At 65.0% G+C, this 20,514-nt stretch carries 16 protein-coding genes and 3 rRNA genes; 5 read left to right on the top strand and 14 right to left on the bottom strand.

Annotated features, from left to right (window positions below; genetic code table 11):
- Window positions 1-52: 52 nt before the first annotated feature.
- Window positions 53-1,102 (bottom strand): inorganic phosphate transporter, encoded by a 1,050-nt coding sequence (locus tag DXV50_RS01540; RefSeq protein WP_117204465.1) that lies wholly within the window; start codon window positions 1,100-1,102, stop codon window positions 53-55.
- 260 nt (window positions 1,103-1,362) lie between these two features.
- Between DXV50_RS01540 and DXV50_RS01535 the strand changes: the two genes are divergently transcribed.
- Window positions 1,363-2,433: an acyltransferase family protein gene (locus DXV50_RS01535; RefSeq protein ID WP_117204464.1), complete on the top strand. Its 1,071-nt coding sequence runs from the start codon at window positions 1,363-1,365 to the stop codon at window positions 2,431-2,433.
- Between the two features lie 6 nt (window positions 2,434-2,439).
- Here the strand turns inward: DXV50_RS01535 and DXV50_RS01530 are convergent, their stop codons facing one another.
- From DXV50_RS01530 to DXV50_RS01515, 4 genes are all read right to left on the bottom strand, one after another.
- The gene (locus DXV50_RS01530) at window positions 2,440-2,949 is read right to left on the bottom strand and encodes a hypothetical protein (RefSeq protein WP_117204463.1); all 510 of its coding nucleotides are present in this window, start codon (window positions 2,947-2,949) and stop codon (window positions 2,440-2,442) included.
- Window positions 2,950-3,059: 110 nt separating this feature from the next.
- Window positions 3,060-3,175 (bottom strand): 5S ribosomal RNA (gene rrf, locus DXV50_RS01525).
- A gap of 95 nt (window positions 3,176-3,270) precedes the next feature.
- A 23S ribosomal RNA gene (locus DXV50_RS01520) occupies window positions 3,271-6,214 on the bottom strand.
- 279 nt (window positions 6,215-6,493) lie between these two features.
- Window positions 6,494-8,010 (bottom strand): 16S ribosomal RNA (locus DXV50_RS01515).
- Together the 16S, 23S and 5S rRNA genes form the textbook arrangement of a ribosomal RNA operon.
- A 413-nt stretch (window positions 8,011-8,423) precedes the next feature.
- Here DXV50_RS01515 and DXV50_RS01510 point away from each other — a divergent pair.
- A complete protein-coding gene (locus DXV50_RS01510) occupies window positions 8,424-8,756 on the top strand; it encodes an HIRAN domain-containing protein (protein ID WP_117204462.1) in 333 nt (110 codons plus the stop codon).
- A 46-nt stretch (window positions 8,757-8,802) separates the two neighbouring features.
- Window positions 8,803-10,224 (top strand): Sapep family Mn(2+)-dependent dipeptidase, encoded by a 1,422-nt coding sequence (locus tag DXV50_RS01505; protein ID WP_117204461.1) that lies wholly within the window; start codon window positions 8,803-8,805, stop codon window positions 10,222-10,224.
- Window positions 10,225-10,316: 92 nt separating this feature from the next.
- Here DXV50_RS01505 and DXV50_RS01500 read toward each other — a convergent pair whose 3' ends face one another.
- Complete coding sequence (locus DXV50_RS01500; RefSeq protein WP_157966946.1) at window positions 10,317-10,592, bottom strand: helix-turn-helix domain-containing protein; 276 nt, start codon at window positions 10,590-10,592, stop codon at window positions 10,317-10,319.
- Between the two features lie 199 nt (window positions 10,593-10,791).
- On the opposite strand from DXV50_RS01500, the gene DXV50_RS01495 reads away from it, so the two are divergent.
- On the top strand, window positions 10,792-11,568 hold the full coding sequence (locus tag DXV50_RS01495; RefSeq protein ID WP_117204459.1) for a glucose 1-dehydrogenase: 777 nt from the start codon (window positions 10,792-10,794) through the stop codon (window positions 11,566-11,568).
- Window positions 11,569-11,701: 133 nt separating this feature from the next.
- Here DXV50_RS01495 and ligA read toward each other — a convergent pair whose 3' ends face one another.
- The 5 genes from ligA to yedE form a co-directional block, all read right to left on the bottom strand.
- Window positions 11,702-13,858, bottom strand: coding sequence for an NAD-dependent DNA ligase LigA (ligA, locus tag DXV50_RS01490; RefSeq protein WP_117204458.1), 2,157 nt, complete (start codon window positions 13,856-13,858; stop codon window positions 11,702-11,704).
- Window positions 13,859-14,229: 371 nt separating this feature from the next.
- Entirely contained in the window at window positions 14,230-15,264 is a 1,035-nt protein-coding gene (gene selD / locus DXV50_RS01485; protein WP_117205948.1) for a selenide, water dikinase SelD, read from the bottom strand.
- 78 nt (window positions 15,265-15,342) lie between these two features.
- Window positions 15,343-15,597 carry a DUF3343 domain-containing protein gene (locus DXV50_RS01480; RefSeq protein ID WP_117204457.1) on the bottom strand — a complete coding sequence of 85 codons (255 nt, stop codon included), beginning with the start codon at window positions 15,595-15,597 and terminating at the stop codon, window positions 15,343-15,345.
- 14 nt (window positions 15,598-15,611) lie between these two features.
- Window positions 15,612-15,821, bottom strand: coding sequence for a sulfurtransferase TusA family protein (locus DXV50_RS01475; protein WP_117204456.1), 210 nt, complete (start codon window positions 15,819-15,821; stop codon window positions 15,612-15,614).
- An 11-nt stretch (window positions 15,822-15,832) separates the two neighbouring features.
- Complete coding sequence (gene yedE / locus DXV50_RS01470; RefSeq protein WP_117204455.1) at window positions 15,833-16,921, bottom strand: YedE family putative selenium transporter; 1,089 nt, start codon at window positions 16,919-16,921, stop codon at window positions 15,833-15,835.
- A 239-nt stretch (window positions 16,922-17,160) separates the two neighbouring features.
- Between yedE and mscL the strand changes: the two genes are divergently transcribed.
- Window positions 17,161-17,592, top strand: coding sequence for a large conductance mechanosensitive channel protein MscL (mscL, locus tag DXV50_RS01465; protein ID WP_198666374.1), 432 nt, complete (start codon window positions 17,161-17,163; stop codon window positions 17,590-17,592).
- 111 nt (window positions 17,593-17,703) lie between these two features.
- Here mscL and DXV50_RS01460 read toward each other — a convergent pair whose 3' ends face one another.
- From DXV50_RS01460 to DXV50_RS01450, 3 genes are all read right to left on the bottom strand, one after another.
- Window positions 17,704-18,084 carry a RidA family protein gene (locus DXV50_RS01460; protein ID WP_117204453.1) on the bottom strand — a complete coding sequence of 127 codons (381 nt, stop codon included), beginning with the start codon at window positions 18,082-18,084 and terminating at the stop codon, window positions 17,704-17,706.
- A 64-nt stretch (window positions 18,085-18,148) separates the two neighbouring features.
- A complete protein-coding gene (hydA, locus tag DXV50_RS01455) occupies window positions 18,149-19,516 on the bottom strand; it encodes a dihydropyrimidinase (protein WP_117204452.1) in 1,368 nt (455 codons plus the stop codon).
- Complete coding sequence (locus tag DXV50_RS01450; RefSeq protein WP_117204451.1) at window positions 19,513-20,502, bottom strand: NTP transferase domain-containing protein; 990 nt, start codon at window positions 20,500-20,502, stop codon at window positions 19,513-19,515. The genes hydA and DXV50_RS01450 overlap by 4 nt, the downstream gene beginning before the upstream one ends.
- Window positions 20,503-20,514 lie beyond the last annotated feature (12 nt).

The following is a 20,514-nucleotide window of genomic DNA, read 5'->3' as shown; positions in this document are numbered from 1 at the left end:
GGGCTCCTTAGCTCGGGGTCTTTCAAACGGGTGAGAAGTGCGTGCGGTGGTTCTAGAAGATCACGAGGAACAGCTTGGCCAGGACAAAGCCGATGAGGCCGCAGCCGGGGAAGGTGAAGATCCAGGTGAGGACCATCTCCTTGCAGACGCCCCAGTTGACGGAGCGCGGGTCCTTGGCGGCGCCGGCGCCCATGATGGCGGCCGTCTTGGTGTGGGTGGTGGAGACGGGAAGGCCCGTCACGGTTGCGATGAACAGGGAGACCGTGGCGCTGATGGAGGCGGAGAAGCCCTGGTACTTGTCCAGCTGAACCATCTCCATGCCGACCTTCTTGATGATCTTCTTGCCGCCGATGGCGGTGCCGATGGCCATCACGCCGGCGCAGAGCACCTCAAGCCACAGCGGGAAGCCGCCCATGTCGCCCACGGACTTGCCCACGGTGAGCGCAATGGCCAGCATGGCGGTGGACATGAACTTCTGGCCGTCCTGCGCGCCGTGCATGAGGGCCACGCCCGCGGCACCGGCAATCTGCATCTTGCCAAAGAAGTTGTTGGCGCGGCGACGGTCGGAGTCCTTGCAGGCAATGGGGATGACCTTGGCAATAACCCAGCCGGCCAGGAAGCCCAAGACCGTGGAGAAGACCAGGCCATAGATGACCTTGACCCACTCGCCCATGTTGACGCCGTCAAGGCCGCCGGAGACGGCAAGCGCGCTGCCCGTAAGGCCGGCGATAAGCGCGTGGGACTCAGACGTGGGAATGCCAAAGATCCAGGTCACGACGCCCCAGGTGACAATGCCCACGGTGGACGCCGCAAGGGCGATCATGGCCAGGTGAGAGTCTCCGCCAAAGTCCACCATGCCAGAGATGGTGTCCGCAACGGCGGTAGAGATGAACGTCATGCCAATAAGGCCAATGAAGTTGCAGATGACGCTCATCGTGATGGCCGAGTCGATGTCCATGGAGCGGGTGCCCACGACCTCGGCGATGGCGTTTGCGGCGTCCGTGGCGCCGTTCACGAAGATGGTTCCAAGAACCAGGAGAATTACGAGCGCTAGGAACGGATTTGACGCGAGCAGCTCGAAGAACTGTGCAAGGGTAACCAAATGCTCTCTCTTCCCTGCAGGCCCCAACCTCATTCAGTTGTAAGGCACGACGGACTTGTCACAATCTCATAAAAGCTCGATAAGGATACCGTAATTCCTACCTGCGATTATGGGGGTAATGCGCGGCGTTTGTAAGGCGTCTGTCAGCTTTTGTAAGTTGTGACGCGCAAGTGACCGTTCGTGCCCTTCTCTATACTTGTTGAGAAGACCTTGTTGAGAAGACACGGCCAAGGAGAAAAGCCATAGAGAAGACCGTCAAAATGCCCCGCAACCCGCGCATCGAGGCCCTTCGCCTTGTGGCCATCGTCGCCATCGCGGTCTTCCACACCTTTCAGCCCTGGTTTGCGGCAGCGGCGGACGCAAGCTCGGAGCTTGCCTTGTCCTTCCCATGGTTGGGCAACACCGGCTGTCTTGCAGTTCTCGGCTGGCTCAACCTGCTGGGCGCCTACGGCAACCACGTCTTCTACCTCATCTCAGGCTACTTCCTGCTGCCCTCGGCCATTTCCGGCAGGCCACTAAGAACCGGCCGCAAGGTCATGGTCATTCTGGTCTCCGTGCTTTTCTACGCAACTCTGAGCTTGCTGCTCGGGCGCATTGTGACAATGGAAAGCGTCTCCCTGCACCAAACCGGATGGCTCCTTGGCGGCCTCGAGTTCATCTGGGTCTACCTCGCCCTCGTGCTCCTCACGCCCCTCATGGCCCAAGTGGCAAGGAAGCTTCCTCAGTGGAGAAGGGCCGTTCTGGTTCTGGCAGGCGTCGTGTTCGGCCTTAACGCCTACATCGCATTCGTCTCTCCAGGAGAGGTGGACCGAGGCCTTCTTGAGTGGAGAAAGCTCATGAGTGCGGCCTCGTACCTTGTTGCGTACCTAACAGGCGCGGCGCTTTCCTATGAGCAGACCAGACCAGCCAAGGCAAAGCGGCTTCTCGTTGGATGCATTCTGGCCAGCGCTTTCATTGAAGGGGGACTGGCGGCGGCAGGCAGTCCAGACCTGGTTGCGGCGACGTCATTCAAGTCGACGTCGCTCCTCTCGTTTCTTCTTGCCGTAGCATCCCTGGCCTACGCCAGGCAGTCAACCGGGGTGCGGATAAATGCCCCGTCCTGGCTCTTGGCAGCCGCTTCCAGCATTCTTGGCTTCTATATCTCGCAGTCCATGACCGCAGACATTTGGCGGCCAGCATTCGAGCACGCATGTGCAAGGGCAGCCCTCGCAGGAGGTGCGCCGTCCCTGATTATGTGCGGAATAGCATTGAGCCTGGCTGACGTCTGCGTAGTCGTCTTATTCGACCAGCTGACCAGAAGCAAGCTTCTACGCCTTCTAAAGCTGTCCTAGAAAGCCCTAGAGAAGCTCAAGGTCACCCTCAGATGCCCAGCGAACCCAAGCAGCGTCAACGGTAGAGTAAAGGCCATAGAGCGTCTCTCCGTGGCTCATGTCGATGTCCCCAATCGAGCATATCTCGCACGTCAGGGAATCAAGCACGGAGTCGCCAACGCCAAAAGCGGCAGAGCGCTGCACCTTGCGGGAATTAGGGTCGACTCCCCCTCTGTACTTGCGCTCCTTGAACATGCGCTGGTACCTTCCGTCGCGCCCATCCTTGTGAGAGACGTGCCATCCACCACAGTACCTGCACTCGTAGCAATACAAAGGAGAATTGATCTGGCCAGAGCGCCACCTGGCGCTGTCCAAGGCCTCGGAGCGAGTCCGGTACCTGCGCTTCCTAGCGCAGGAGTAATACTCGTCCCAGCGCCCGATCTTCTTGAGGTACTCGCAGTACTCCCTCTTCGAACGCCTGACGCTTCGTCTCTCCGCCTTGGCCTCAGAAGTCCTCTTGTCCTGGTAGTCCTCCATCAGCCCTCCTAGGCGAGAAACCCAAATCTCTGAAAGATACTCCGCACATACGCAGAGAGGCCCCCTCCGCTCTCGCGGAGGGGGCCTCCCCTGGCAAAATGCCCCTTGGTGGCCGGCGGCGTCCTGCTCTCCCACGGACTTACTCCGCAGTACCATCGGCGCTCGGGGGCTTAACTTCCGGGTTCGGGATGGGTCCGGGTGTGCCTCCCCTGCCATGGCCGCCGGCCGCCAAGGGGCGTTCTGCGATTTACGGGCGGGCCGCGTGGCCGTGCCCTCAGGGCCGCACAGCGTGACCGGGATCGAAGCCTCTCCAGAAGGTCGCGAAGGAAGAGCTCGGCCGATTAGTACCGCTCGGCTCCGCCCCTCGCGGGGCTTCCACCTGCGGCCTATCAACCTCGTGGTCTACGAGGGGCCTTACCGAAGGGAGAACTCATCTCTGGACCGGCTTCCCGCTTAGATGCTTTCAGCGGTTATCCGAACCGGACTCAGCTACCGGGCGGTGCCGTTGGTCGACAACCCGTGCACCGGAGGTCCGTCCACCCCGGTCCTCTCGTACTAGGGGCAGCCTCCATCAGTTCTCCTGCGCCCACGGAGGATAGGGACCGAACTGTCTCACGACGTTCTGAACCCAGCTCGCGTACCGCTTTGAATGGCGAACAGCCATACCCTTGGGACCTGCTCCAGCCCCAGGATGCGATGAGCCGACATCGAGGTGCCAAACCTTCCCGTCGATGTGGACTCTTGGGGAAGATCAGCCTGTTATCCCCGGAGTACCTTTTATCCGTTGAGCGACGGCCATACCACTCTGAGCCGCCGGATCACTAGAACCTGGTTTCCCACCTGCTCGACCTGTCCGTCTCGCAGTCAAGCCTGCTTGCGCTCTTGCACTCTCAAGGACGGTTGCCGACCGTCCCGAGCAGACCTTACGTGCGCCTCCGTTACCTTTTAGGAGGCGACCGCCCCAGTCAAACTACCCACCTGGCACGGTCCCTGCGCCGGATAACGGCCGCAGGTTAGGATGCCAAGGCGCCGAGGGTGGTATTCCAAGGGCGACTCCCCCGGGACTGGCGTCCCGGGTTCGAAGTCTCCCACCTATCCTCTACACGGCGCCCCGGCAGCCAATGCCAAGCTGCAGTAAAGGTTCACGGGGTCTTTCCGTCCTTCCGCGGGTAAGTCGCATCTTCACGACTAGTGCAATTTCACCGGGCCTATGGTCGAGACAGCGTCCAAATCGTTACGCCTTTCGTGCAGGTCGGAACTTACCCGACAAGGAATTTCGCTACCTTAGGACCGTTATAGTTACGGCCGCCGTTTACCGGGGCTTGGATTCGCCGCTTCGCTTGCGCTGACGGCTCCTCGTGACCTTCCGGCACCGGGCAGGCGTCAGACCCTATACGTCGTCTTACGACTTCAGCAGAGTCCTGTGTTTTTGGTAAACAGTCGCTTGGACCTTTTCGCTGCGGCCGGACCGGGCTCGGGGAGCGTGTCCCCCCACCCAGGCCGGCGCCCCTTCTCCCGAGGTTACGGGGCGATTTTGCCGAGTTCCTTGACCATAGTTCTCCCGATCGCCTTGGTATTCTCTACCCACCCACCTGTGTCGGTTTGCGGTACGGGCCCCGTCGGGCTCCCTAGGGGTTTTTCTCGGCAGCATGGGCTCACTGGCTTCGCCACAAGGCTTCGTCCGGCGCCTCAGGCTCACGTGGCTCCCGCGTTTCACTGGGAGCCGCCCTACGCGCCATCGCGGGGACGTCCAGAACCCCGTCCAGCTACCCTCCTGCGTCGCCCCATCGGTTATAGCGCCCTTCCGGGGGTGCGGGAATGTCGGCCCGCTGTGCATCGGCTACGCCTTCCGGCCTCGCCTTAGCCCCCGACTGACCCTGGGAGGATTAGCCTCGCCCAGGAAACCTTGGGTTTACGGCGGCGGGGTTTTCCACCCCGCTCTCGTTACTCATGCCAGCATTCTCACTCCCGGGCGCTCCACCGGGGGTCGTCCCCCGGCTTCCCCGCGCACGGGAAGCTCCCCTACCACCGGAACGCATGGTTCCGGTCCGCCGCTTCGGCGCGATGCTTAGCCCCGTGTATTGTCGGCGCATGTCCACTCGACCAGTGAGCTATTACGCACTCTTTGAATGGGTGGCTGCTTCTAAGCCAACATCCTGGTTGTCTGGGCGGACGCACATCCTTTGCCACTCAACATCGACTTGGGGGCCTTAGCGGGCGGTCTGGGCTGTTTCCCTTTCGAACACACAGCTTAGCCCACATGTTCTGACTCCCGGGCTGTGGACCATGGGTATTCGGAGTTTGGTCTGCGTTGGTAGGCGGTGAGGCCCCCGCGGCAGTCCAGTGCTCTACCCCCCATGGTAAACGCCCGAGGCTAGCCCTAAAGCTATTTCGGGGAGAACGAGATATCTCCGGGTTTGATAGGCCTTTCACTCCTATCCACGGGTCATCCCCCCAGTTTTCAACCTAGGTGGGTTCGGCCCTCCACGGGGTCTTACCCCCGCTTCAGCCTGCCCATGGATAGCTCACCCGGCTTCGCGTCTGCGGCGCGCGACTTAGCGCCCTGTTCGGACTCGCTGTCGCTACGGCTCGCTTCGTGGCTTGGCCTCGCCACGCGCCGCAACTCGCTGGCTCATTCTACAAAAGGCACGCCGTCACACCGCCCGAAGGCGATGCTCCGACTGCTTGTGGGCAGGCGGTTTCAGGTGCTGTTTCACTCCCCTCCCGGGGTGCTTTTCACCTTTCCCTCGCGGTACTAGTGCGCTATCGGTCACAGGAGAGTATTTAGGCTTGGAGGGTGGACCCCCCTGCTTCCCACCGGGTTTCACGTGTCCGGCGGTACTCGGGCACCGTCAGGCGGGCGTCGCGCTTCGCGTACGGGGCTCTAACCCCCTTCGGCCCGGCTTCCCATCCGGTTCCGCTCGCGCGTCGCTTTGTAACCGCACTGTAGACGGCCCCACGACCCCGGCCCGGCTTTCGCTCGGGCCGGTTTGGCCTCTTCCCCGTTCGCTCGCCACTACTGGGGGAATCTCGATTGATTTCTCTTCCTCCGGGTACTTAGATGTTTCAGTTCCCCGGGTTGCCCCCCTCCCCCCTATGTGTTCGGGGGGAGGGCGACGCGCCTCGACGGCGCGCCGGGTTTTCCCATTCGGAGACCCGCGGGTCAAAGGGCGTGTGCCCCTCACCGCGGATTATCGCAGCTTGCCGCGTCCTTCGTCGGCTTCCTGTGCCAAGGCATCCGCCGCCTGCCCTTACCATCTTCCTTCTATCTCAGACGGTATGGTTAAACGACTCATACGGCCCCACTTGGTGGGGCCTTGGGTGTCATATTGCATGAGATGCGATCTTCTAGAAGAAAATCTTCGTTGGTCACGCTATGCAGCTCTCAAGGTACGGCCAGGGCGAGCCCCGGGGACCGGACACCGCGCGGGCGCAGGCCCGCGAGCAACCAGGGGACGGAAGGGACCCGAGGCATGGCGCCTCGGCCTGACGGGACGGCCCGTCGTCATAATCGATTCTCTAGATGAGACTTGTCTCTCCCTAGAAAGGAGGTGATCCAGCCGCACCTTCCGGTACGGCTACCTTGTTACGACTTCACCCCCCTTACCAGCCACACCTTCGGCACCTCCCCCCCTTGCGGGTTGGGCCGGCGACTTCGGGTGCAGGCGACTCGGGTGGTGTGACGGGCGGTGTGTACAAGGCCCGGGAACGCATTCACCGCGGCGTGCTGATCCGCGATTACTAGCAACTCCGACTTCGCGGGGGCGGGTTGCAGCCCCCGGTCCGAACTGGGGCCGGCTTTGGGGATTCGCTCCGCCTTGCGGCGTGGCAGCCCGTTGTGCCGGCCATTGTAGCACGTGTGCGGCCCAGCGCATAAGGGGCATGATGACTTGACGTCGTCCCCACCCTCCTCCGGCTTGACGCCGGCGGTCTCGCGCGGGTGCCCGGCTGAACCGCTGGCAACACGCGACGGGGGTTGCGCTCGTTGCGGGACTTAACCCAACATCTCACGACACGAGCTGACGACAGCCATGCACCACCTGTTATGGCTCCTCTCGGCCACCGGGTCTCCCCGGCTTCACCATAATGTCAAGCGCTGGTAAGGTTCTTCGCGTTGCTTCGAATTAAGCCACATGCTCCGCTGCTTGTGCGGGCCCCCGTCAATTCCTTTGAGTTTTAGCCTTGCGGCCGTACTCCCCAGGCGGGACGCTTAATGCGTTGGCTGCGGCACGGAGGGCATCTCCCCCCACACCTAGCGTCCATCGTTTACGGCTGGGACTACCAGGGTATCTAATCCTGTTCGCTCCCCCAGCTTTCGCTCCTCAGCGTCAGTCGAGGCCCAGAAGGCCGCCTTCGCCACCGGTGTTCTTCCAGATATCTGCGCATTCCACCGCTACACCTGGAATTCCGCCTTCCCCTACCCGACTCAAGCCCGCCGGTATCCGGGGCGTGCGGGGGTTGAGCCCCCGGATTTGACCCCGGACCTAGCGGGCAGCCTACGAGCGCTTTACGCCCAATGAATCCGGATAACGCTCGCCCCCTACGTATTACCGCGGCTGCTGGCACGTAGTTAGCCGGGGCTTCTTCTGCAGGTACCGTCACCTCGCGGCCTCGTCCCTGCTGAAAGCGGTTTACGACCCGAAGGCCTTCGTCCCGCACGCGGCGTCGCTGCGTCAGGGTTGCCCCCATTGCGCAAGATTCCCCACTGCTGCCTCCCGTAGGAGTCTGGGCCGTGTCTCAGTCCCAATCTGGCTGGTCGGTCTCTCAACCCAGCTACCCATAATCGCCTTGGTGGGCCGTTGCCCCGCCAACTAGCTAACAGGCCGCGGGCCCATCCCCCGCCGCATACGCTCTCCCGCCTCCCCCATGCGGGGGTGGCGGAGTACCCGGTATTACCCACGGTTTCCCGAGGCTGTCCCGGTGCGGGGGGCAGGTTGCCCACGTGTTACTCAGCCGTTCGCCACTCTATTCGCGCCCCGAAGGGCGCCTTAACCGTTCGACTTGCATGTGTTAGGCGCGCCGCCAGCGTTCATCCTGAGCCAGGATCGAACTCTCCGTTCAAAGAACCAGGCCTAGGGCCTGGATAAGTTTTCGCTTCGAGCCGTCCCGGCCGGTGAGCGCCATGTCGTTTAACTCGGATCCCTTGGGACAAGGAACTCGACGGGAGTGATATGACACTCCACTCATGTATCAAGAACCTGTCCTATAGTCTGTCCTGGTTGTCGGCCCTCTCGGGCCGCGGTATCCGGTTTTCAAGGTTCGCCGCGCTCGTGCCGGGCTCTGTGCCCCGCCGCCGCGCGAGGAGTTAATATACGCTCCCTCCCGCCGGGCCGGGGCGGGAATCGGCGGGTTCACGGTTCCTACACAACTCGGGGACGCAATGCACTTCTCGGCTGGGGAGGGCTCCGATTATTGTCCGGTGGCGGGGCTAGGGTCTCTTCCATAGAGAAGCAACCGTTGAAAGGCAGGCTGTCATGAAGTCCTACGAGCCCTCGCGCCACCTCATCTCCTTCCATGTTGCGGGCTTCCAGCACTGGGACGGAGCGACCGTCCTTTCCAAGCTCTCCCCCGGATGCCAGCTGGACCTTGTCCCCGAGTTTGACAACCCCCACGACCCAGAGGCCATCGCTCTATATATAGATGGGGTCAAGATCGGCTACGTTCCCGCCGACAAGAACGGGCTCATCTCCACGCTCGCCTTCTTTGGGCACACGGGCGTCTTTGAGTGCCGCGTGCTTCAGGTGGCTCCCGAGAAGGACCCGTGGGAGCAGGTCCGCGTGGGCATATATGTAGTGGATGCGCGGTAAGATTGGCGAGATCTGCAGTTACCGGATTTTCGCTAGGAGGACGCGCATGGCTGACGAGCAGCTAAAGCAGCAGGTTGACCAATATGTCGAGGAGGTCTGGGAGGACGTCGTCGAGGATATCCGCTCCCTGGTCAAGATCGAGTCCGTCGAGGACCTCGAGGCGGCCGAGCCCGGCAAGCCCTTTGGTCCCAAGGCAAACGAGGCCCTCGTTACCGCCGAGGGCATTGCCTCCCGTCTTGGCCTTGAGGTCACCGACCTTGACGGCTACATCGGCTTTGGAGACGTGCCCGGCAAATCCGACACATATATAGCCACCATCGCCCACACCGACATCGTGCCGCTTGGCCTGGGCTGGACCTTCCCCGCGCTGGACGTCACCCGCAAGGACGGCTACCTCATCGGCCGTGGCGTCCTGGACGACAAAGGCCCCTTCGTCCTCTCCCTCTACGCGGCCAACTTCTTCCGCCGTCAGGTTGAGGAGACGGGCGAGAAGCTCCCGTACACCCTCCGCTGCATCATTGGCAACAACGAGGAGACGGGCATGGGTGACGTGCCCTACTACCTGGACCGCTACCCCGAGCCCGCGTTCTGCTTCTCTCCCGACGCCGACTTCCCGGTCATCTGCGGCGAGAAGGGCGTCTATCACGGCGAGTTCTGCTCCGAGCCGCTTGCCGGCGGAAGGCTCGTCGAGCTTGACGGCGGCACCGTTGCCAACGCCATCCCCGGCCTGGCCTGCGCACTCGTGAAGGCGGAAGCCTCCGAGCTGCCCTGCGGCGAGGGCATCACCCTCGAGGACGCCGGTGAGGGCCTTGTCCGCGTGAGCGCGCACGGCAAGGGAGGCCATGCGTCCCTTCCCGCAGGCACCGTGAACGCCATCGGCATCCTGGCCCGCTATCTGCTTGGGGTGGACGGCCTCTGCGCGCCCGAGCAGCGCCGGTTCCTGGAGCTGCAGGCGCTTCTCACCGAGGACACATGCGGAAAGGCCACGGGCATCGAGAGCGCCGACGACAAGTTTGGTCCGCTCACCTGCATTGCGGGCACCGTCCGCACCAAGGACGGCCGCTTCGTGCAGACCGTGGACTCCCGCTACCCCACCACCACGACCGGCGAGGCTATCACCGCGCGCATGACGCAGATCGGCGCCGAGCACGCATGCTCTTATCGCCTTCTGGGCGACGCCGTGCCCTTCTACATCGAGCCGACCTCCCCGGAGATTCGCACCCTGCTCGACACCTACGGCGAGTACACCGGCAAGAGGGCCGAGGCGTTCTGCATCGGCGGCGGCACCTACGCCCGCCACTTTAAGCGCGCCTGCGCCTTTGGTCCCCACGAGGAGCACGAGGACGAGCCCGCCTGGGTGGGCATGGAGCACGGTCCCGACGAGGGCATCTCCGAGAACGACCTCAAGCGTGCGCTCAAGATCTACATCGTGACCATCGCGCGCCTGATGGAGCTTGACCTCGCGTAGGAGGACGGCATTGGTCACGCCACGAAGAAGGCGGCACCGACCTTGGGTGATTCCCAGGTCGGTGCCGCCTTTTTTGCTTTGGGATCCAGATGCTAGCGCTGGTCCTTCTCGCCGCCAGGGGAAACCTTGGAGGACGGCTCGGGCAGGGTGAGGGCACCCTCTACGTCGTCGAGGAGATCGTGCGCTGACATGCCAAGGGCACGGGCGTAGGCAAAGATCTCGGCGAGGACGAACTTGCGCTCGCCGTTCTCGAGCTTGGATACAAAGGACTGCGGGCGGCCCATGGCGGCAGCCACGTCCTGCTGCTGCAGCTTGCGCGCTTTGCGCTCGTTGCGCAGGCACCGGCCGATGGCTTTGTTGGTCTCCACATCCATGGCCTGAACTGTAGATTCCGGTTCCGAATATCCCAGTTTGGGTTGCGCAGAAGATGTGAAGACAAAAAGTCACGGGGGCGCAAGGCCGTTTGGGGTTGAAAGGGAGCCGCCAGCCGAGGGGCTTGGGTAAGAGGCGAGGCTGGCGGGGATACGTGAGGGTATGGGCTGAGTTTTGACCAGAGAGGAGATTTGCATGAGGTTTGAGGGAAAGAGCGTCGTGGTCACCGGTGCGAGCTCGGGCATGGGTCGCCAGATTGCGTACGACTTTGCCAAGGAGGGCGCGACGGTCGTGGCCGTGGCGCGTCGCGCCGAGCGCCTCGAGGAGCTTGCGGGCCAGGTCGAGTCCGACGGCCTCCCCGGCAAGGTCCTCCCCTACGTGGGCGACGTCTGCAACCGCGAGGTCAACGAGGGCATGATCGACTTTGCCGTGGAGAAGTGCGGCAAGCTGGACGTCCTTGTCAACAACGCCGGCATCATGGACGGCTTTGAGGCCATCGGCGACATCTCCGACGAGCGCTGGGACCAGGTCTTTGCGGTCAACGTCAAGGGCCCCATGTTTGCCATGCGCAAGGCCGTCCAGGTGATGCTTGGCCAGAAGACCCGCGGAAACATCGTCAACGTGGCCTCGATCGGCGGCACCAACGGAGCCCGCGCCGGCGCGGCGTACACCGCCTCCAAGCACGCGCTCGTTGGCATGACGGAGAACACCGGCTACATGTATGCGCACGAGGGCATTCGCTGCAACGCCATCTGCCCGGGCGGCGTCGAGACCGAGATCAGCGGCTCCATGATGTCCGGCAGCGGCATCAACCAGTTTGGCATGGGCCGCGCCATGGCCGGCCTGGACAAGGAGATTCGCACCGGCAAGCCGGAGGAGCTCGCCGCGGCGGTTCTCTTTGTGGCCAGCGACGAGGCGTCCTTCATGACGGGTGCATGCGTCAAGGTCGACGGCGGCGTGAGCGTCAACTAGTAACCAGCAAATAGCGAGGCTTGCCCCCCTGAGCCTCTCGCCGACTCAGTCCTCGACGCTCTTTGCGCGGCTGAGGATGTTGCCGGCGAGAGACCCAGGGGGCTTGCTTTTGTCCATCGGCTTTGCCGCCTGGCTAAAGGGCGGGGACCTGGCCCGTGGTAAGGATCTGCTCCAAGGCGGACTCGTCGAGGACGGGGACGCCCAGCTGCTCGGCCTTGGCGAGCTTGGAGCCGGCGGCCTCGCCGGCGATGACGTAGCTGGTCTTCTTGGAGACCGAGCCGGTGCACTTGGCGCCCATGGCCTCGAGGAGCTTGGCCGCCTCGGTGCGCTTGTAGTTCTGGAGCGTGCCGGTGAGGACGAAGGTGAGCCCCGCAAGGGTCTGGGGAGCGTCGGGCTCCTCGACCTCCTCCTCAAGGACGACGCCCGCCTCGCGCAGGCGCTCCACGACGGCGACGTTCTTCTTTACGGAGAAGAACTCGTGGACCGAGGCGGCGATCTTGGGACCGACGCCGTCGATGGCGGCGATGTCCTCGGGAGCGGCGGTCATGAGGGCCTGCATGCTGCGGAAGTGCGTTGCCAGGGCGCGGGCCACGTTGGCGCCGACGTGACGGATGCCCAGGCCGAAGAGGACCCTGGCCAGGCCGCGGCCGCGCGACTCGTTGACCTGGGCCATGACCTTGGCGGCGATGGTCTTGCCCACCACGATGTCATCGCCGTCCACGGTCTGCCGGCCGCAGGACACCTCGGACAGGGCCTCCTCGGTGAGCTTGTCGTAAAAGTCGGCGACGTCGGTGAGCAGGCCCTGCTCGACCATACGGGAGACTATCTCGTCTCCCAGGCCGTCAATGTCCATGGCGTTGCGGCTGCCCCAGTGGATGAGGCGCTCGGTTGCCTGGGCGGGGCAGTCGATGGAGACGCAGCGATAGGCGACCTCGCCCTCCTCGCGAATGACGGGGGACCCGCAAGACGGGCAGGCAGAGGGCATCTCCCAGTCAACGGAGCCCTCGGGCCGCAGCTCAAGCACGGGGCCCACGACCTCGGGGATGACGTCGCCGGCCTTGTGGACGACGATGGTATCACCCACGCGGACGTTCTTGCGGCGCACCTCGTCGATGTTGTGCAGCGTGGCGCGGGCGATGGTCGAGCCCGCGACCAGCACCGGATCGAACTCCGCGACCGGGGTGAGCACGCCGGTACGGCCGACCTGGACGCGAATCTCCCGAAGGACCGTGCGCTTCTCCTCTGGGGGGAACTTGAACGCAATGGCCCAGCGCGGGGCGCGGGCGGTGAAGCCCAGGGCAGCCTGGCCGTCGAAGGAGTCGACCTTCACCACGACGCCGTCGATGTCGTAGTCGAGGTCCTCGCGGTGGGCAAGGGCGTTGGCGCAGAACTCGTGGACCTCGCGAGCACTCGTGCAGCGGGCGGCGTTGGGGTTGACGTTGAAGCCGCAGTCGCGCAGCCACTGGAGGAACTGCCACTGGGTGGTGACGGCGAGGGGCGCCTCGTCGGCCACGGCGTAGATGAAGGTCTCCAGGTCCCTCACGGCCGTGACCTTGGGATCCTTCTGGCGAAGGCTTCCCGCGGCGGCGTTTCTGGGGTTGGCGAAGGGCTCGCGGCCGGCGGCGTCTGCGTCCTCGTTCAGGCGGACGAAGCTGTGCTTGGGCATGTAGACCTCGCCGCGGACCTCCACGGACTGGCCGAGGCCTCCGTCGGCCACGCGCGCGAGACCCGCCTGCGCGAGGGCATGGGGGATGTCGCCGATGGTGAGGACGTTGGCGGTGACGTTTTCTCCGGTGGTGCCGTCGCCGCGCGTCGCGGCGCGCACGAACTGGGCGTCGCGGTAGGTGAGGGCAACGCCCAGGCCGTCGATCTTGAGCTCGCAGGTGTAGGCGACGGGATGCTCCGGCGTGGAGCCGAGGAGCTCGTCCGTGCGGGCGAGCCACTCGTCAAGCTCCTCGAGGTTCATGGCGTCGTCGATGGAGTACATGCGCTGGGCGTGGCGGACGGGCTCGAACTGCTCGGAGACGTAGCCGCCGACTCGCTGCGTGTAGGAGTCTGGGGTCACGAGCTCCGGATGGACCTCCTCGATGGCCTGCAGCTCGCGGAGCAGACGATCGAACTCGGCATCCGTGACCTGCGGGTCATCCAGGGCATAGTACTGGTAGGCATAGGTGTTGAGCAGGCGGTTGAGCTCCGCGGCGCGGGCGCGCGGGCTCTTTGCCGGCACGGCGGGAGCGGCGCCTCCAAAGAGCGTCGCCTGCTCGGGAAGGTCGTTTGCGTTCTGGGCCATTGGTCCCCCATTCGGCTCCGCCAAGGCATGGCGGGCGTGTTTTGTCTCGCCAGTAGTCTAGCAAGAAGGGGTTGGAGGCGGCCCCAGGCCCGTTGGGGCCGCACGTCTTGCGCAGAACCACCCTTCGTGTGAGTGTTTCGGAAAATCTTGTGCAGAAGCCCCCTTCGTGTGAGCCCATTTTTGCCGGTTTTGCTGGTTTTGAGACCCAATCGCCGACAAAAGGCCAGTTGGCAAATTTGAGCTACTCAACCGAGGCCGAAAACAGGCTCACACGAAGGGGGCTTCTGCACAGAGTTTTCCGAAATGCTCACACGAAGGGGATTTCTGTGCAAAAGCTGACCTGACGCGGGTGCCGTGCCAGGCCAGATGGGCTACCTGACCTCGACGCTCTTCTGACCGCGCTCGGCCACCTGGCCGATGACGGCCGCAGGCAGGCCCTCGTCGCGCAGGCGAGAGACGAGCGCGTCTGCCTGCGAGGCGTCGACGCTCACCAGCAGGCCGCCGGAGGTCTGGGGGTCAAACAGGACGTCCGCCAGGTCAAGCGGCACGTCGGGACCCATCTGAACGCGCGGCCCAAAGAAGTCGCGGTTGCGGTAGGCGCCCGCAGGCAGCATGCCCATGCGGGCCATCTCGCGCGCACCGTCAAGCATGGGCACCGCGTCGGCGTCGATCTGGAGCGTGACGCCCGAGGCCTCGGCCATCTCGCAGGAGTGGCCCATGAGCGAGAAGCCCGTGACGTCGGTGCAGGCGTGGCGGACGATGTCTCCGCCCACGCGGCCGACCGTGTCGTTCAGGCGGATCATGGAGTCCGTCGCCACGCGGACGCCGGCCTCGTCAAGCAGGCCGCCCTTGTACGCCGTGGTGATGACGCCCGTGCCCAGGGCCTTGGTGAGCACCAGGGCGTCCCCCACCTTGGCCCCCGCGTTGGCGAGAAGCCCGTCAAGCTGGACGAAGCCCGTGACGGAGAGGCCGTACTTGGGCTCGTGGTCGTTGATGGAGTGGCCGCCGGCGACCACGCAGCCCGCCAGCTGGCAGCGGTCGGCGCCGCCGGCCAGGATCTGCCCCGCGACCTCTATGCCCAGGCAGTTGGGAAAGCACAGCAGGTTGAGCGCCAGCTTGGGCTCGCCGCCCATGGCATAGACGTCAGAAAGCGCGTTTGCGGCCGCCACCTGGCCAAACAGGAAGGGGTCGTCCACCATGGGCGGGAAAAAGTCGCAGGTCTGCACCAGGCCGCGACCGTCGCCCAGGTCATAGACGCACGCATCGTCGGAGGCGTCGAAGCCCACGAGCAGGTTGGGGTCCTCCGTGCGGGGAAGGTCCCCCAGCACCTTTGCCAGCGCGCCCGGCGCGATCTTTGCCGCGCAGCCGGCGGCCTCCACCAGCTCGGTCAGACGCACGCCCGTCATGTCCATGTCTTTCTCCCTTTTTGGCTTGGGGCGCCCGTCACCTGGACGGACGCCCCGCTGGGTACTTGTCTGTTTGCGTTACGCGCCCTCAGCGCGCCAGGTCACCTCATAGGGTAGCGCGGCGGAGCCGGTCTCCTCCGCCACGAGCTCGACCTCCTCGGGCCAAGCCTCCCCCGGCGCGAGTGGGTCTCCCTCAAAGCGGGCACACGTCCCGCAGCTGCTTGAGAGGGACCTCGGCACGGGCATGAGCTCCACCTCGACGCCACGGGCCCGGCACAGCCGCCGGAATCTCACGGCGCCAAAGTGCGAGAAGAACGTCGCTATCCTGGCCATGTGAGGGAACCGTCCTAGACGCGGGTGACGTCGAGGGTCCACTCGCCGTCGCCCTCGGTGACGGCGACGTCGTAGCCCTGACTCTTTGCGTAGCGAGTGACGTTCTCGCGCGCGGCGACGGCGTCCACGATCATGCGGGCGGCCGCCGGCTTCTCGAAGAGCGCCTGGCGCATCATGACAACCGGCTCCGGGCAGGAAAGCCCACGTGCATCCAAAGTCTCCATGTTCTTCTCCCCTAGGCCTTCTTCTTGCAGATGCTGTTGGCGCAGGCGATGGCGACGACCACCACGAGGCCGATGACGACGGCCACCTGGCCGGCGGGCGTGGCGCCCTTGGCGCTGGAAGCCAGGCCAAAGTTGTGGCAGAACGCGGCGCCCACGGCAAGGCCGAGGATGGCCATGGCGGAGTCGCCGTTGCCCTCGCCGGAAAGGACGAGCTGACGCAGCGGACAGCCGCCCAGAAGGACGCAGCCGAGGCCGGCCAGGGCCATGCCGAGGAAGTTCCAGACGGCGTCGTTGTGGGCCACGGGCTGGCCCTCGAAGCCCAGGTTGAAGTAGGCGTTGCCGGTGGTGGCGGTGAGCACGAGGTTGGTCACCAGGGCACCAACGAGAATGGCGCCGAAGCCCATGAGGAGCTTGGGCTCGCGGAAGAGGATCATGTCGCGGATGCCGCCGACCATGCAGAGGCGGGTGCGCTGGGCCAGGGCGCCCACGATGACGCCGGCAGCCAGGGAGATGGCGATGGCGGCGTGCTTGGCTCCGGGGCCGGAGCCCTCGGGGCTAAAGAAGATGAACGCGGGGGCCACGACGAGCAGCACCAGGATGGCGACCTGGATGATGGGCCACGCGGCGCCCTCGGAGGCGGGAAGCCTGTAGGTGCGGCCGAGCGAGTAGCCGTGGTTGAGGAACCAGGTGCCGGTCAGGATGCCGCAGGCAAAGCCCACGAGGCCAACGACGGCGTTGAGGTCTCCGCCGGCGATGCGCAAGATCATGCGGAAGGGGCAGCCCAGGAACATGAGGCAGCCCACCATGACGCAGAAGCCCAGCACGAAGCGGGTGAGCGGGGCGGAGCCGCCGCGGGCCTGCCACTCGCCCTTTCCGATGGCGATGAGGAAGCTGCCCAGCACGAGGCCCACGATCTCGGGCCTGATGTACTGCACGGCCTCGGCGCGGTGAAGGCCCAGGCCACCCACCGTGTCGCGGATGAAGCAGGCTATGCAGAAGCCCATGTTGGCCGGGTTCCCGAAGAACACCAGCATGGCCGCAATGACACCGATGACCGCGCCGGCGGCAACGATGGCGACCCTCTCCTTCTTGAGGTCCATACCTCTCCTTTCCCTAGCCGCGCCGAGAAGCGCACGTCTGCGCCTCCACTCTCGACCGTGCTTCAAGACTGGGTTTGATTTGACCATACTTTTTGTTTGGCGTTATATCCGCATTGACCCAACGCTCGGGCGAGCGGTGGGATTCGGGCGGCGAGAAGCGCGCGCTTCTCGCCAGGCGGCGGGGTTGAGGGCGACGTAAACTTGAGGGGTTTGGTCACCGGATGGGGAGAGGAGCGCCCGTGCGCAAGTTCATCAACGAGTTCAAGGAGTTCATCAACCGCGGCAACGTCATGGACATGGCCGTCGGCGTCATCATCGGCGGCGCGTTCACGTCCATCGTGACGGCGCTCACCAACAACATCATCAACCCGCTGATCAGCGTGGTGGCGGGCGGCGGCGCGGGAGAGATCTCGGGACTGGTGGTTCCCGGCACCGACATCGACTTCGGCGCGTTCATCAGTGCCTGCATCAACTTCCTGATTGTTGCGTTTGTGGTGTTCTGCCTGGTCAAGGCTCTCAACAAGGCAAAGGACCTCAGCGAGAAGCTCACCGGGGCCGCAGCCGAGCAGGCCGCCGAGGAGCCCGTGCCCGTCTGCCCCTTCTGCCTGGAGGAGCACAAGCCCGGCGCCACCCGCTGCCCGCACTGCGGAAGCGAGCTCCCACAGGAGTAGCTCCAGACACCATTATTCAGCTCACCCAACAAAAAGCGACACCTATGGCCGCGAGGGGCGCATAGGTGTCGCAGGAGCCCGGATGAGACCCGGATAGGTGAGGCCTTGCCCTTACAGGTAGGCGACGGCCTTGATCTCGACCTTGGCGGCCTTGGGGAGGGCGGCAACCTCGAAGGCGGCGCGGGAGGGGTACGGCTCGGAGAAGAACTCGCCGTAGACCTCGTTCATGGCGCCGAAGTCGTTGATGTCGTCGAGAAGGACGGTGACCTCGGCGACGTTGGCCATGGAGGCGCCGGCGGCCTCGAGGATGTTCTTGATGTTGGTCAGGCTCTGGCGGGTCTGGCTGGCGATGTCCTCGCCGGCGAAGGCGCCGGTGGCGGGGTCGATGGGCAGCTGACCAGAGACGTGGATGCAGTTGCCGGCCTGGATGGCGGCGGAGTAGGGACCGACGGCGGCGGGGGCCTTCTCGGTGACGATGGCCTTGTTGGACATGCTGTTCTCCTTTGCGAAGTCGTATCTTGACGCCCGCGGGCACGTGCCGGCGGGCGCGTGGAACCTATCTTGCCACATAGCGGCCGGGCATGGCACCGGTGGGCTCGCCGTCACGGGCGGCAAGATCGCCATTGACGTAGACCAAGTGCGCGCGGCCGTGGCACTCGAAGCCCTCGTAGGGAGTGTGGTCGACGTTCTGGTGCTGGGTGGCGGCGCTGATGGTCCAGGTTGCCTTGGGGTCCCAGACGCAGACGTCGGCGTCGGCGCCCTCGACGAGCGCGCCCTTGCGCGGGAACATCCCAAAGACGCGCGCGGGGTTCTCGCTCATGAGGCGGCACAGGTCCTCCGGGCCAAGCTGGCCCTCGAAGGTGGTGGCCACCAGGGCGGGACGGTGCTCCACGCCGGCGCCGCCATTGGGCACCTTGCGGAAGTCCTCGGCGCCGCGGTCCTTCTGGCCGTGGATGTTGAAGGAGCAGTGGTCGGTGGCGATGGTGTCAATCTCGCCGGCCAGGAGCGCCTCGCGCAGGGCGGCGCGGTCGACGGGCTTGCGCGGCGGCGGACTCATGACGTAGGCCAGGCCCGCAAGGCCGTCCTCCCCCTGCTCAAGGAAGCAGGTGTCGTCAAGCAGCAGGTACTGCGGGCAGGTCTCCACGAAGATGTTGCGCTGGCCGCGGGCCTTGGCGGCGCGGATGGCGTCCAGCCCCATCTTGGTGGAGAGGTGCACCACGTTCACGCGGGCGTCGCCGGCCAGGTGCGCCAGGTAGAGCAGGCGGCTAATGGCCTCGGCCTCGCACTCGACGGGGCGGCTCAGGGGGTGGCCCTCAGGCCCGTGGATGCCCTCGTCGTACACGCGGCGCTGCAGCTCGTTGACGAGGGTGCCGTTCTCGCAGTGGACGCAGAGCGTGCCGCCCAGGGGCTCCAGGCTCTCCATGACGGCCAGGGTCTCGGCGTCGTCGAGGCGCAGGTGGTCGTAGGCAAAGTAGGTCTTGAAGGAGCAGACGCCACGCTCGCGCATGACGGCCAGGTCCTCGCGGTTGCGCTCGTTCCACTCGGCCAGGGCCATGTGGAAGGCATAGTTTGCCGTGCAGGTGCCGTCCGCGCGGCGGTGCCACTCGTCAAGGGCATCGGGCATGGTCACGCCGCGGTCGGCCGTGGCGTAGTCAACGATGGTCGTAGTTCCGCCGCAGGCGGCGGCACGCGTGCCCGTCTCGAAGCTGTCGGCCGTCCAGTCTATTCCGGTCCAGCACTGCATGTGCGTGTGACCGTCGATGAAGCCGGGAAACACCCAGCAGCCGCGGACGTCCTCCACCTCGTCGCCGTCGGCCGGCTCGATGTGCGCGGCAATGCGGGCGATCTTGTCGCCGTCCAGGGCAACGTCGCCGTGGCGCAGCCCCTCCGGCGTGACAAGCGTTCCGTTGGCAAGAATCCTCATACCAGCTCCTCCCAATCTCGGACCAGTGTCTCAATCCGTTCCAGGTCGTCGGGGGTGTCGACGTCGGCAACCTCCAGCTCGTGGGTAGCCTCGACCAGGCGCACCCTCCTCCCGAGCTCCTCTCGGCGGGCGAGAAGCGCGCTTCCGCCGGCGTCACCCTCCAGGGCGGCAAGGGCCGGCAGGTCCTCGCTTGGCCACAGTATGGGGCTTGCCGGGACGCCGCGCCAGGCCAGGCGGACGATGCTGCCGGGGTGAAGCTGGTACTCCCCCACCAGGGCGCGCACGCTGGCCTCGGTGACCATGGGCTGGTCGCCGGGGACGAAGAGGCACCCGGGCACGCCGGAGAGGGCACGGAGGCCCTGGCGGATGGTGTCGCTCTGGTAGGCGCCCGCGTGGCGGACACAGCGCACGCCAAGGTCCTCGCAGAGGCCCTCGACGGCCTCGGAGCGAGTGACCACCACGATGTTGAGGATGTTCTCGGGAAGCGAGGAGAGCGTGTGCTGCAGCACCGGCACGCCCAGGAGCGGCTGCAGGAGCTTGTCCTCGTCGGCGCCCGGCAGGGCATCGGTCTGGGCGGCGCCGGCGGCATGCCTGAAGCGGCGCCCCAGGCCGGAGGCCATGACCACGCAGCCGATGCGCGGCACGTCGGCAAAGCCCGAGAAGCACTCCGAGAAGTTACGGCGCAGGTCGTCCTCGCAAGCGGCCTCGAAGGCCTCGTAGCGGTCGAGAAGATCGCGCGCCTCGGTGGTCAGGCGGCTCCCGCCGCCGCCGACGCCGCCGATGGTGCGCTCCGTAAGCGGAAATCCGAAGGAAGCCTCCGCCGCCTTCACCATGCGGCTGGCCTTGGTGTAGGCCATGCCCATGCTGATGGCGGCAGCTCGAAGGCTGCCTTCGGACTCCACGCGCTCAAGGAGCTCGCGAGGGCCGGGTCCAAAGACGCGCGCACCCTCGAACCCCAGAAGGTACGCTCTCAGGTCTGGCTTCAAAGGACTCGGCCC

This window comes from Paratractidigestivibacter faecalis (genome assembly GCF_003416765.1).
Classification (GTDB): domain Bacteria; phylum Actinomycetota; class Coriobacteriia; order Coriobacteriales; family Atopobiaceae; genus Paratractidigestivibacter; species Paratractidigestivibacter faecalis.
This window is presented reverse-complemented; position numbering and strand designations above follow the sequence as displayed.